The sequence below is a fragment of the Geomonas edaphica genome (genome assembly GCF_004917075.1).
GTDB lineage: Bacteria > Desulfobacterota > Desulfuromonadia > Geobacterales > Geobacteraceae > Geomonas > Geomonas edaphica.
In genome coordinates, this window is record NZ_SSYB01000001.1 from 295476 (window position 1) to 307717 (window position 12242).

Sequence of the window (12242 nt, forward strand, 5' to 3'; positions counted from 1 at the left end):
AATTATAAAAAAATAATTTTATTATTTTAGCGTACCAAGTTGACTTAATTTAATAACTGATTTACAAGTTAACCCAAACCGACAGCCGCGCGTGACCCCGGAGATTTATGCCAGTAGTCAACCTCAAAGAGTTTGCCAGGACGCGCATTCGGTTTGACAGCAGTGGGCAGGGGCTTGTTGAGTATGCGTTGCTGCTTGTTCTGATAACGGTGGTTATCATCGCCATAGTTGCCGTCTTAGGGCAACAGCTCGGCAATACGTACGAGTTGATCAACGCCACAGTGCCAAACGTCGGCAAGTGACTCGATACCGTTATTCCGCGGCATCTCGCCAACTATATGTTAGCGCCGTATAAAACAAAAAAGGAGACGTGTTATGACAGATTGGATCAATATGCTGTACGTTCGCCTGCTCACCGGGTTCACTTCCCTGAAAAATCAAAAGGGCCAAGGGTTGGTCGAATACGCCCTCATTCTCGTGCTCATCGCTGTGGTGGTAATCGCCATCATGACCACTTTGGGCGCGAAAACAAACAATGTCTTTAAAAATGTCAGCGACGCGATGAATAAGTAATCGGTTTAAGCTATCAAGGTGAGGAAAAGGAGAATCGAAGTCTATGAAAGATATTTAATCTTTTGTACGCTTTGATTCTCTTTTTTTTGTGTTAGATTTTCTTGACATCGGCTGCTTAAAAGATTACCAATGTAGACTAAATCTTGATTTTTTATTTTTAGGAAAAAACAATGAAAGATCAAAGAGGACAGGCGATTGTCGAGACAGCTATAATACTTCCTATTCTTATCTTGTTAATCATGGGGCTGTTCGAATTCGGAAGATACATGTACCTGAAGAACACCCTGAACAATGCAGCCAGGGCCGCAGCTAGAGCCGCGGTCGTAACTCCGAAGTACGACGCTTCGACTCATCCAGACGGTATGGCCACTTCCGACACCACCCATACCCTTATCTGTGCTGATAACAGTAACGCTGAGTTTGTTGCGTCTCCTGGAAACGGAGTAGTCTACAAGACCCTCTGCCAGTCTCTCTATAACGGCATACCTAAAGCCGAAGTCGTCGTCAACGTTTCATATGCTGATCTGGCCAATCCTACGGGGCTTAGCGCCGGTGACAGCGTAAAGATCCAACTAACTTGGGACAAATACGAGGCTATCCTTCCCAATCTCATCCCTATCACCAACATCATCCATGGGGAAGCCTCGATGCGTTATGAATAGTTTGCTGATCTTCTTCAGGAGGTGCTATGACACGCCCCAAGGCAGTAATCGTTGTGGCGATTCTTGCTCTTGTTTTCGCAGGGATTGCAGCCTGGCTCACCTTCAGTTACTTGCAAGGCGAGACTAACAGGACCAAGGCGGTGCAGCCGCAAAGTATCGTCGTGGCGTCCACCGACATCCCCATAGGTAGTGCCATTAGCGAGCCTCAGCTCAAGGTTACTTCCTGGCCGAAAGATACCATTCCACCTGGCAGTTCCTCTGACATCAAATCCCTTGTCGGTCGCGTCGCCATCCGCCCTATTTCCCGTGGAGACGCCGTTACCGAGCAGAAGTTGAAGCCCAGGGCAGGGGTACCCGGCTCGGGTTTCATGACCTACATTATTCCGCTTGGGCACCGAGCCGTGACAGTCGCGGTGAACGAGGTTGCTGGGGTGGCTGGCTTTATTACCCCAAATGACCGCGTCGATGTAGTCCTCACCACCCCGATCCCCGGAACAGAGAAAGAGAAGATCAGCAAAATAATCCTTCAGAACGTGCCGGTTCTTGCTACAGGGCAGATCACCGACCAAAAGGAAGGGAAGCCGGTTGTGGTTCCTACCGTCACTCTCGACCTCACACCAGACGATTCGGAGAAAATCGTTCTCGGCAGCAGCCGCGGTTCACTCCAACTGCTCCTCAGAAACATAGCCGATGTGGGACCGACTGACGCACGCGGCGCCACCATCGCACGGGTGCTTTCGGGCACCCCCCCGCCGGCCTCATACATGCCCGCTGCTGAGCCCGCACAAGCAAAGACTGCGGTCAAAAGGGCGGTGCGTAAGAAAAGCGTGGCAGTCGCACCGAAAGCCAAGGCGCCGGCGCCGACTGTCCGCTCTAGCCACACCGTGACCCTAATCGACGGCGGCGTGCGCACTACCAAGGAATTCGTCCTTCAGTAACGGCAGACCACATAGCTCACGAATGAGGTGCTTTGATGATAATTGTCCTGAAAAAACAACTGCATTTGCTGGTCTGGGCGTTGTTGGTGGTATGTGCGTGCGTATCCGCGGCTCACGCCGGCGTGCCTCTGGAGGTTGGGCTTTACAAGAGCATCCTGGTGGACTTCAAGAGCCAGAACAAGAGGATCGTGCTGGTTACCTTGTCCAACACCCGTAAGGAGGACAAGGAGAAGGACGTCGCGGAGACCGTCGCTGCGGCGAAGCCGGGCACTACTGATCCTTCCAACGTCGTCCCGGCTGGGGCGGCTCGAAAGAGAAGCTCCGAGGCCGATCCGGGAAATACAAACAAGTTCGTGGTACCGGAAATCCTCTCGGAATATGTACTCAAATTGGATGGAATCAGCATCGGCAGCACCAGTATGATCATTTGGACCAAGGCCGATGGGGATGAGCGACCAGTGGCGACCTTTTTCGACCTCAGGGTGGTAGGAGACCGGGAGGCCATCCAGAACCAGCTGAAAGAAATGGCCCCCAACGACTCCATCGAGGTTCAGTACGCAAACGACACCGTCGTCCTTTCAGGAAATGTCGCGAACGATCAGACTAGGGCCAAGGCGGTCGAGGTCGCAAAGGCATATGCTGCCAAGGTGATCAACAACATCACCGTGAACGAGCCTCAGCAGGTGCTTTTGCAGGTCAAGGTCGCCCAGGTCGACAAGACATCACTCAGAAAACTCGGGATCAGCTTCCTGGTCAAAGGAAGCACCGCTGAGGGATACTCCAACCTCGTCGCCGGGCCTGACGGAACTCTTACTGGAACCTCTTCTGCGATAGGGGATCTTGCTTCACTTGGGTCTTTCCAAGCGGGGGTCTCGTATTTCCCTGCCGGTATTGGTGCGGTGCTCCAGGCTTTGAACTCTAAAGGGTTAGCCAAGGTGCTAGCTGAACCGAACCTGCTGGTTAAAAGCAACCAGGAGGGGAACTTCCTGGCTGGGACCAAGATACCTCTCAGCGTAGTTGAAAGCTCCAATGGCACCGCGGCAACGACCATCAGGTACGAGACGGTTGGCATAAAACTTAAATTCAAACCAGAAGTCATGGAAAACGGGATGATTTCGTTAAAGATCAACCCGGCCGAAGTGAGCAGCATTCAGGGATATCTGCCTGTCAACGGGTATCCCATCATCGATACGAGAAACGTGGACACGAGCGTCGAGCTTAAAGACGGCGAGAGCCTGGTCCTTGCCGGACTGCTTCAGGAGGAAGAGATCAAGAACATGTCCAAGATCCCACTGCTAGGAGACATCCCGATTCTGGGTGCTTTGTTCCGCTCCAGCAGCAAGGACATCAAAGAAAAGGAACTTGTCTTCTTCATCACACCAAAGATCGTAAAACCTACGGCGCCGGGAGTAAGGACCGAACTGCCGACCGACAAGAAGCTTACTCCGGAGCAGGAGAGGGAATTGTCATGGATGCCTTTAGGCGAGTGAAAAAAAAGGATGCACGCGGGTTCGCTCTTGTCTACGTCGCGCTAATGATCGTCGTGTTGGTCGGCTTTGTAAGTCTAGCGGTGGATATTGGATACATGTACGTCACAAAGGGGCAGCTTCAAAACGCAGCTGATGCCGCTGCTCTTGCTGGCGCCGCAATGAACCTCACGGACAGCGCATCTGTTAAACAAAAGGCAATCGAATTCGCGGCCAGGAATAATGCGGCCGGAGATGCTGTTACTGTTACTGAGGGAGACGTGAGTATCGGCAATTGGACTGCAAACGCCTCGCCGCCATTCTCAACGGCAAGAACGCCTGTTAACGCAGTCCGGGTCCTGGCGCGCAGGACGGTAGCCGGCGCGACAGCCGCCGAACAGGGGCAGGTACAACTGTTTTTCGGCAAGATCTTTTCCTTGCTGCCTGGGGGAGGGCAGGGGTGGGGCGAGATGGCAGCTGTTGCTGAGGCCATCGCCATGCGGCCGCCCCGGCCCACCATCCCGATCGCCCTTTGCGAGACGCCGTGCACCATGCCCACACCGCCGACTGTGGAAGCACCCGTTAAGTTCTACTTCAAGCAATCTGGAGCCACCGCCCCTCCGCCTGAGTTCACCGTCGGGTGGACCGATTTCTCCTTTTCCTCTCCGGCGACCGACCTAGGTCCTCAAAGCGACATCGCCAAGTACATACACCAGGAACTGCACCCCCCGGACGTATGCAACAAGGGAATCTACACCAACAACGGGGTTGGCGAAGCCGTTCAGGAGTTAAAGCAGGAGTTCACTGTACAAAAAGACGCCGATGGCAAATGGGAGGTCATCGTTCCTATCGTCGCGCCTGGCGTTGATAAGTACGGGGCGACTGTTCCTTCGTGTCCACCCGGCGATCAGCCCATACCGTATCCCCTGAGTCAGTATGCCGTCGCCTGGATCGTGAATGTGGAAAAGGGGGCATCACCGGGGGTCACTTTCAGCAAACTACAATGCTTACCTTGTGGAGATCCATCTCTCATGGGTAAATCGCCCGTGCTGGTCAAATAGCACTGTGCTCAAAAGGATTGTTTCATGCAGCCACTCATCACCCTGGTCATCATAGACAGCGATCACTCCGCCCGAAACGCGATTGAAGCAACCCTGCGCCCATTTTCAGAAACTATAGGGATCGTCGGCTCGGCGAGCAATTTCACCGATGGCCTTAGGATGATCGAGAAGTCGTCGCCGAACGTCGTCATGCTGGAGGTAGACGACATACAAAATGGTATGCGGGAGGTGCAACACATCTGCGCAAAGTTCCCGAGGACCTCAGTGATCGTGAGCGCCGCTGAGAAGAGTTCCGACTGGATCCTGTCGCTGATGCGCGCCGGTGCGGTGGAGTATATGCTGCGCCCCATCACCCAGGAGGAACTAAAACAGGCGTTGCAGAAGGTGGGACGCTTCCTCTTCGCCAAAGGCACCGAAGACACCCCCCGGGGAAGGATCTTTTCTGTCTACTACCCGACAGGAGGTGTGGGAACCACCACGATCGCGGTGAATCTCGCTGCTAGCCTTGCCTCAGAAGGGACCAGGGTCGCCTTGGTCGACCTTAACCTTTACTCAGGCGACATAAGCACTTTTCTCGATGTTAATCCCACTTACACACTCAGTAGCGTCACCAGCAATCTGGATCGCCTGGATGCCAATTTCCTCATGTCGGTCATGACCAGGCATTCCTCAGGACCATTCGTTCTCACCGAACCGAACGAGGTGGACGACGCCATCTCCATAACTCCGGAACAGGTGCATCGCATCCTTGAATTTCTACGCAGCGTATTCACCTATGTCATTGTCGACTGTGGCGGGCCACTTGCAGGCTGCAATATGGCGATCTTCGAATCATCAAACCTGATCCTGTTCACCACGGCGCTTAGCCTTCCCGCAATTAAGAACAGCAAGCGCTATCTCTCCGCCATGGAAAGAAAAGGGCTGCGCAAGGACCGGCTGAAACTAGTGGTGAACCGCTACCTTCCCAAGGCGGATATTCAGGTGAAAGATGCCGAGAAGGTGCTTGGGCATACGGTGTTTCAGACCATACCCAACGAGTACATTGATGTAGTCAATTCCATAAACAAGGGGATGCCCGTGGTCAAGTTGGCGCCAGGATCACCGGTCAGCAAGGCCATATTGAATCTAGCTGGACTGGTGTCAAAGCCTTAATCACAGGCAGTCTCAATCATTACACCTACGTTAAAACAAGGGGTACCAATGACACCCAACGACCCTTTTCGCTTACCTGGGGCCATGAAGGACCAGGAATTTTTTCAGGATCTGAAAAGTCGCATTCATCGTCGTCTTATAGAGCGGCTGGATCTAGCGAAGCTCGACCTCTTAGGAAGTAACGAACTAAACCGTGAGATCGGCTTTGTCATAGAGAACCTGATCATTGAGGAGGGGGTCCCGCTAAATCAGTTCGAACGCGACAGACTCATCGTTGAGATACAACATGAGACCTTCGGCTTGGGACCGCTGGAGCCGCTTCTCGCCGACCCAAATGTCTCTGATATCCTGGTCAATAAAAGCTCGCAGGTGTACGTAGAGCGCTTCGGCAAGTTGGTAAAAAGCGAGGTCTGTTTCAAGGATAACGCGCACCTGTTGCAGATCATCGAACGCATCGTTTCAAAAGTGGGGCGGCGTATAGATGAGTCCTCTCCTTATGTTGACGCCAGGCTTCCCGACGGCTCTCGTGTCAACGCCATCATCCCGCCGCTTGCCCTTGATGGGCCAGTGCTTTCCATCCGCCGTTTTGGGCAGGATCCGCTCAGGATGAGCGATCTCATCAACCTGGGAACTCTCGATCACCGAATGGAGAAGCTCCTCGAGGGGGCGGTCAGGACGCGGTTGAACATCCTCGTTTCCGGCGGCACCGGCACCGGTAAAACTACCATGCTGAACGTACTCTCCGAGTACATCCCGCACGATGAGCGCGTGGTGACCATTGAGGACTCCGCGGAGCTTCACCTGAAGCAGGAGCACGTGGTCCGGCTGGAGACGCGCCCTCCAAACATAGAGGGGAGGGGAGAGGTGACTCAGCGTGACCTGGTCCGCAACGCCTTGAGGATGCGGCCTGACCGCATCATCTTGGGCGAGATCCGCGGTGGCGAGGCGCTGGACATGCTCCAGGCGATGAACACCGGCCACGACGGCTCGATCTCCACGGTCCACGCCAACACCACGAGGGACGCGCTGGCCCGTATCGAAACCATGGTGCTCATGGCTGGCATGGATCTCCCAGAGCGGGCAATACGCGAACAGGTGGCATCAGCACTGAACGTTGTCGTGCAACTCGTCCGGTTTTCCGACGGAACGAGAAAGGTGGTTAAACTCTCCGAGATAACGGGCATGGAGGGAAACACCGTCGTTATGCATGACATATTCGTTTTCGACCAGAAGGGGATTGACCAGGAGGGGAGGGTCATCGGCAATTACCGTGCGACCGGTGTAAGGCCGATGTTCGCAGAGCGCTTTAGGGTTTACGGTTTCGAATTGCCGCAGGGCATCTTCGAGAACTAGGAGGAAGGATAAGTGCTGGCCATAGTTGTCATAACCTTCATCGCAGTGTTCTTCCTGTTTTTCGCGGTGTACCTCGGGGTATCCACGGTAAGGACCTCGCCCAAATACCAGTTGAAGAGACGTTTGCAGCGCTTGGCTAAATCCTCCGACTCCCAGGGGATGTCGGAGGATCTGCGCGCGGAAATCATAAGGGAGATCCCTCCACTGGACAAGCTCTTAGGGTCGCTGCCGCTCACGCGTGACCTGGATAAGAAGCTCGATCATGCGGGACTTGAAATCACCTCCTCGCGCTTTCTTATCATTGCGGTGTCCGCAAGTGCTTTTTCATTCGTCCTGATTCTGCTGCTGTCCAAATCCTTTCTGAGCGCTCTCGTTTGCGGCTTTGTCGTCTCGCTTTTGCCTTTCGCCTTCCTGCATCACAAGATCACCCAGCGCCTGGAGAAATTCACCGAGTTGTTTCCCGATGCGCTCACCATGATTTCTCGGTCGCTGCGGGCGGGCCACTCCTTCACCAGCGGCATTCAATTGGTGGGTGAGGAGATCCAGGACCCTGTCGGAGAACTCTTCAAGACCGCCTACGATCAGCAGCTTCTGGGGCTCAGGATAACCGAGACTTTGAGTAATCTAAATGAGAGGATCGACAGCCTCGATCTTCGCTTTTTCACCACGGCGATCGCCATCAACAACGATGTTGGCGGCAATCTCTCCGATATCCTCGACAACCTGGCTCTTACTATCCGTGAAAGACTGAAGATAAGGAGACAGGTCCGAGTGTACACAGCGCAAGGTCGCATGACCGGGTACGTGCTCGGCGCTCTACCTATCTTTACCTTTATCGTTTTCAACATCCTGAACCCGAAATACGAATCGGTACTATATAAGGAAACCCGCGGACTTTACGTGCTGGGGGTCGCCGTCATCCTGCAGTTGGTAGGCTTCTTCGTGATCAGGAAGATCATTAGGATCAGGATCTAAGGGGGCGTCGATGGTCTATGCAATAACCGCAACTGTGTTCGTCGCTATCGTTCTCCTTACTGTAGCCGCCATCTATCCGTACCTGGCCCGGCGCAGCGTTGTGCAGAGCAGGCTGGAGAAGTTCGAAGTGCAGGTGCCGAGCAAGGTTGAGTTGGTCCCCGAGGCGCCCAAATGGTACGACCGTCTCGGCGAGTTGGGGCGATCGATCAAGCTTTCCTCCAAGGAGCAGGGGAAATACGCAAAAATTCTCGTGGCTGCAGGTTACAAGAAGGAGAGCGTATTCGTCTTTTTCGGCTGCAAGCTATTGCTTGCCATGGTGCTGCCTACTGGGTATCTGCTTTTCTACATGGTGTTTAAGGGGTTCGTGCTTACCACGCTGGTCATGCTCATCGCGCTGATACTGGCCATAATCGGCTATCTCTTGCCTAGCCAGGTGGTGATGCATCAGTACAGGGAGCGGCAGTTGAAGATCTTCCATACCCTGCCTGATATTTTGGACCTTTTAACAGTCTGCGTGGATGCTGGACTTAGTATGGACGCTGCGCTGATAAAGACGACTGAAGTGCCACAGTTCGCCAAGGACCCTCTGGCCATGGAGATCAAGGTCGCCACGATGGAGACTCGGGCGGGAAAACCCCGCATCGAGTCCCTCAAGGATATGGCCGCGCGCACCATGGTCGACGACGTGAAATCCTTTGTCACCATGCTGGCACAGACCGAACGTTTCGGCACGAGTCTAAGCCAGGCGCTGACCGTTCATGCCGAGTCGCTGCGCACAAAGCGCAAACAAAAGGCTGAAGAAGCCGCGGCAAAAACGACCATCAAGATGATCTTCCCCTTGGTTGTGTTCGTTTTTCCGGCCTTGCTTGTAGTCATTCTCGGACCGGCTTATGTGCAGATCAGCAGAACCCTATTTAAATAGCATTTGAGAGCACTCATATCGCCAGTGCAGATAAAGGAGGCAGAACCATGCATTTCGATTTCAACAGCGCCCTATTGATGATCATTGCGGTCGAACTGGCTCTCATCTACTCAAGACTCTGCAGAAAATAGGGTAGAGGTTTGGCTCCCGAGGTGTTCGCAGGTTTGGTGAGGGAGTCGCCATGAGGAGAAACACCGCCGAAAACTGTTATTAATCAAGAAGGAGGCCGCATGCGTTACTTTCATAGGATTGCAATACTGTTACTCCCGGTCTTGATGCTGGCGCTGACCGGATGCGGCAGCAGTTCCGGCGGAAATGCTGACCCGTTCAATCCCGGCGGGACCATCGGCGGGACTGACACGGGAACCGCCCCTTATACTCTGACCGTTATTCCGGCCAAGACCGCAGCGTTGGTCAACGAGGAGATGATAGTCACGGCGACCCTGAGGGACGCCAACAGTCGTCCCGTTGCCGATCAGACCGTCAACTTCTCCATAGCGGCGGGACCCGCGACGGCGGTCATCGCCTCCGCCAAAACCGATTCCAACGGTGTCGCCCTGGCCTTCATAAGGGCCGGTGCAACCGCCGTCACGACCAACGTCATAGTTCAGGGAGCGTCCACCGTTTCCGGCAAGAGCGTTGTCGGCTACGGAAGCTTTCAGGTCTCACCGGCGGACGTAAACCTCAACAGCGCTCGGTTGTCCCTTGCTACCAGTTCCAGTGCGGTCAGTCCCAACCAGGAACTCCTTATTACCGCGACCGCTCGTGACGGTTCGAATAACCCGGTCTCCAATCTCCCTGTGAGCTTCAGAGTCGCTGCCGGACCTGCCACGATGCTCACTACAAGTTCCGTCACCGATTCCAACGGTCAGGCAACGGCTATAGTGAAAGCCGGTAACCCTTCAGCCGTAGCGAACGTGATCGTCGAAGCAACGACTACGGTAAATACCGATCAGGTCGTCGCGAACGTACCATTCCAGGTGGTACCTACGGCGAACTCGACGGTCAGTTATCGGTTGACCATGACTCCGAGCAAACAGGTTGTAGATAACAACGAGGAGTTTTACGTCACCGTCTTTTTGAAAGATAGCGGAGGAACCCCTGTTCCCGGCAAAACTGTCAACTTCAGCGTCGCTACCGGCGAAGCCTCCGTTATAACCGCCGCCGCCACCACTGGTTCGTCAGGCGAGTGCTTCGCGCGCGTTCGCGCATTAAACCCCGCCTCTACCTCTGCCGTCATCTTGCAGGCATCCGCCACTATTGATACCACCACGGTCACGGCGTTGGCGCCGGTGCAGATAACAACGCAGCCTTTGTCCGCCTCCATCATCAAAATGGCACTGGTCAGCGACAAGGCTTCGGTGGGTGTCAACAGCGACGTCATTTTAACCGCCTCCGTCACCGATTTGCAGTCTCCTCCGAAGCCGGTGCAAAACAAAGATATTTCCTTCAAGGTACTGGCAGGCCCGGGCAACATGGTGGACTTCTCAGGTAACGTCTTGGCACAGGGTGTCGCCACCCTCGCAACCACCGATTCTCTTGGCAATGCCGTTTGCCGCCTGAGGTCGGGAACCGTTAATTCCAGTTCCAGTATCATCGTTCAGGCCACCACAACCGTGAATGACACCCTCGTCACCGCGTACACCACCATCGAAGTCGTGCGTCAGAACAGCTATGTGATTAATTTCCTCACCTCCAAAGCGCCTACCGATCCGGATGGCACCCTGAACACGCTTTCCGCGACTCTACCCGCCGATGCCGCCGGACTTTTCACCTTCAAGCAGCTCGTGCCTTTCCAGGCGCTAGATAACAACGGTGTTCCTTTGCCGAATCTCGATGTCTCCATTGAGATAAACAACACGGGGAGGAACCCAGATACCCAGATACAACTGATACCGCCGCTGCCCGGCTCGGCTGTGACATACCCGGGCGCCAATCCTTTAATCGTCACGGTCAAGACCGACGATCACGGCATGGGAATATTCACCTGCAATGTGTCGCTTGAGGCTCCTGGGCCTGGTGGATTCAACGCTGAGTCCATCATTTACCAGGCGACGGCCACCGTTGATGATGTAACGTTGAGGTCTTATGGAGGATTCATAGCATCGCTCACCCAGGAAAAGGCGACTGCGCCGTAAGTTTCCCTCTGAACCTACAGCTACAGGAGGCATGATGCGTAAATTCATTTTCTTGGTATTTTTTATCTTTTCCTTCTCGGCGGGGAGTGTCATGGCCGCAGACATCGACGGCAGGTTGGGCATCAGCGGTAGGGTCGGGTTTGCCGTTCCACTTCAGGATGATTTCATCACGGGAGCAACTGATTCCCAGACCGGGCTTGCCGCAGGGGGAGGGCTCATCTACGGCCTGAATAAGCACCTCGCTGCTGAATTTGAGATAACCCAGGTGCCAACCATAGATCTCGAGGTTTCTGGTGCTAAAGTCGGTGAAGCGGCTTTCACCGATCTTTCTCTCGGACTGCAGTACCGCTTCACCCCTGACAGGCCGCTGGTTCCCTATCTGGGAGCTGGTGTGGATCTAATTACTGGCGACTTCAAGAACCAGTCCGGGCAGAAGTATGATTTCGAATGGACGGCGGGAGGGCATCTGAGCGCGGGCATCGATTATTTCGTCAGCAAAGGAGTCGCCCTGACCGCCGAGATCAAGGGTCTCATCGCGGCAAAGGCCGACGTCAAGTCTACACCTTTGGAATACGATCCAACTAGCGTCGTCGGTACCGTAGGCCTCCGGCTTTTCCTGCCGGACGGTTTGTTTAGGTGACATGAAGGTGATGAACGCCACATCGGGGAGGGAAGTCGCCGGCAACGTGACTGTTGCCGGTTCCTTTTTCAGCCGCTTGAAGGGGCTGATCGGGAAAAAGAGCCTGCCGGACGGTGAGGCGTTGTGGATCAAACCCTGCAACAGTGTCCATACTTTCGGCATGAGATTTCCCATCGATGTCGTTTTCCTCGACCGCGACCTTCAAGTCGTCGCAGTTAAGGCGCGTCTCCGACCGAACGCAATTTCGGGCATCCACCGGAAGGCCTGCAGCGTCCTCGAGCTCCCAGCCGGCGCGCTTTGTGATGCGATCACCGCAATAGGCGACCGTTTCGAGATAGGTTGACGTGGAAAGTGACATCCTA

Annotated in this window: 13 protein-coding genes; all 13 read left to right on the forward strand. The window is 54.3% G+C overall.

Annotated features, from left to right (window positions below; translation table 11 throughout):
* Positions 1–107: 107 nt before the first annotated feature.
* The 13 genes from E8K79_RS01225 (at position 108) to E8K79_RS01285 (ending at position 12223) form a co-directional block, all read left to right on the forward strand.
* Positions 108–302: a Flp family type IVb pilin gene (locus tag E8K79_RS01225; protein WP_136513108.1), complete on the forward strand. Its 195-nt coding sequence runs from the start codon at positions 108–110 to the stop codon at positions 300–302.
* A gap of 73 nt (positions 303–375) precedes the next feature.
* Complete coding sequence (locus E8K79_RS01230; RefSeq protein ID WP_246043662.1) at positions 376–573, forward strand: Flp family type IVb pilin; 198 nt, start codon at positions 376–378, stop codon at positions 571–573.
* Between the two features lie 170 nt (positions 574–743).
* Positions 744–1235, forward strand: a complete 492-nt coding sequence (locus E8K79_RS01235; protein WP_136513109.1) for a TadE/TadG family type IV pilus assembly protein — start codon at positions 744–746, stop codon at positions 1233–1235.
* Positions 1236–1261: 26 nt separating this feature from the next.
* Positions 1262–2173 carry a Flp pilus assembly protein CpaB gene (gene cpaB / locus E8K79_RS01240; protein WP_136513110.1) on the forward strand — a complete coding sequence of 304 codons (912 nt, stop codon included), beginning with the start codon at positions 1262–1264 and terminating at the stop codon, positions 2171–2173.
* Positions 2174–2208: 35 nt separating this feature from the next.
* Positions 2209–3663, forward strand: a complete 1455-nt coding sequence (locus E8K79_RS01245; RefSeq protein ID WP_136513111.1) for a type II and III secretion system protein family protein — start codon at positions 2209–2211, stop codon at positions 3661–3663.
* Complete coding sequence (locus tag E8K79_RS01250; RefSeq protein ID WP_136513112.1) at positions 3642–4700, forward strand: pilus assembly protein TadG-related protein; 1059 nt, start codon at positions 3642–3644, stop codon at positions 4698–4700. Before E8K79_RS01245 ends, E8K79_RS01250 begins: the two co-directional genes overlap by 22 nt.
* A 24-nt stretch (positions 4701–4724) precedes the next feature.
* On the forward strand, positions 4725–5852 hold the full coding sequence (locus E8K79_RS01255; protein WP_136513113.1) for a response regulator: 1128 nt from the start codon (positions 4725–4727) through the stop codon (positions 5850–5852).
* Between the two features lie 48 nt (positions 5853–5900).
* Positions 5901–7205: a CpaF family protein gene (locus tag E8K79_RS01260; protein ID WP_136513114.1), complete on the forward strand. Its 1305-nt coding sequence runs from the start codon at positions 5901–5903 to the stop codon at positions 7203–7205.
* Positions 7206–7217: 12 nt separating this feature from the next.
* Entirely contained in the window at positions 7218–8180 is a 963-nt protein-coding gene (locus E8K79_RS01265) for a type II secretion system F family protein (RefSeq protein ID WP_136513115.1), read from the forward strand.
* A 10-nt stretch (positions 8181–8190) separates the two neighbouring features.
* Complete coding sequence (locus E8K79_RS01270) at positions 8191–9102, forward strand: type II secretion system F family protein (protein WP_136513116.1); 912 nt, start codon at positions 8191–8193, stop codon at positions 9100–9102.
* A 230-nt stretch (positions 9103–9332) separates the two neighbouring features.
* The gene (locus tag E8K79_RS01275; protein WP_136513117.1) at positions 9333–11240 is read left to right on the forward strand and encodes an Ig-like domain-containing protein; all 1908 of its coding nucleotides are present in this window, start codon (positions 9333–9335) and stop codon (positions 11238–11240) included.
* A 34-nt stretch (positions 11241–11274) separates the two neighbouring features.
* The gene (locus E8K79_RS01280; protein WP_162604577.1) at positions 11275–11880 is read left to right on the forward strand and encodes an outer membrane beta-barrel protein; all 606 of its coding nucleotides are present in this window, start codon (positions 11275–11277) and stop codon (positions 11878–11880) included.
* A gap of 1 nt (position 11881) precedes the next feature.
* Positions 11882–12223: a DUF192 domain-containing protein gene (locus tag E8K79_RS01285; RefSeq protein ID WP_136513119.1), complete on the forward strand. Its 342-nt coding sequence runs from the start codon at positions 11882–11884 to the stop codon at positions 12221–12223.
* Positions 12224–12242: the final 19 nt, after the last annotated feature.

Bases quoted from the DNA above. Each gene is read 5' to 3' on its own strand.
- E8K79_RS01225 (WP_136513108.1), top strand. From the start codon at position 108: ATGCCAGTAGTCAACCTCAAAGAGTTTGCCAGGACGCGCATTCGGTTT.
- E8K79_RS01230 (WP_246043662.1), top strand. From the start codon at position 376: ATGACAGATTGGATCAATATGCTGTACGTTCGCCTGCTCACCGGGTTC.
- E8K79_RS01235 (WP_136513109.1), top strand. From the start codon at position 744: ATGAAAGATCAAAGAGGACAGGCGATTGTCGAGACAGCTATAATACTT.
- cpaB (WP_136513110.1), top strand. From the start codon at position 1,262: ATGACACGCCCCAAGGCAGTAATCGTTGTGGCGATTCTTGCTCTTGTT.
- E8K79_RS01245 (WP_136513111.1), top strand. From the start codon at position 2,209: ATGATAATTGTCCTGAAAAAACAACTGCATTTGCTGGTCTGGGCGTTG.
- E8K79_RS01250 (WP_136513112.1), top strand. From the start codon at position 3,642: ATGGATGCCTTTAGGCGAGTGAAAAAAAAGGATGCACGCGGGTTCGCT.
- E8K79_RS01255 (WP_136513113.1), top strand. From the start codon at position 4,725: ATGCAGCCACTCATCACCCTGGTCATCATAGACAGCGATCACTCCGCC.
- E8K79_RS01260 (WP_136513114.1), top strand. From the start codon at position 5,901: ATGACACCCAACGACCCTTTTCGCTTACCTGGGGCCATGAAGGACCAG.
- E8K79_RS01270 (WP_136513116.1), top strand. From the start codon at position 8,191: ATGGTCTATGCAATAACCGCAACTGTGTTCGTCGCTATCGTTCTCCTT.
- E8K79_RS01275 (WP_136513117.1), top strand. From the start codon at position 9,333: ATGCGTTACTTTCATAGGATTGCAATACTGTTACTCCCGGTCTTGATG.
- E8K79_RS01280 (WP_162604577.1), top strand. From the start codon at position 11,275: ATGCGTAAATTCATTTTCTTGGTATTTTTTATCTTTTCCTTCTCGGCG.
- E8K79_RS01285 (WP_136513119.1), top strand. From the start codon at position 11,882: ATGAAGGTGATGAACGCCACATCGGGGAGGGAAGTCGCCGGCAACGTG.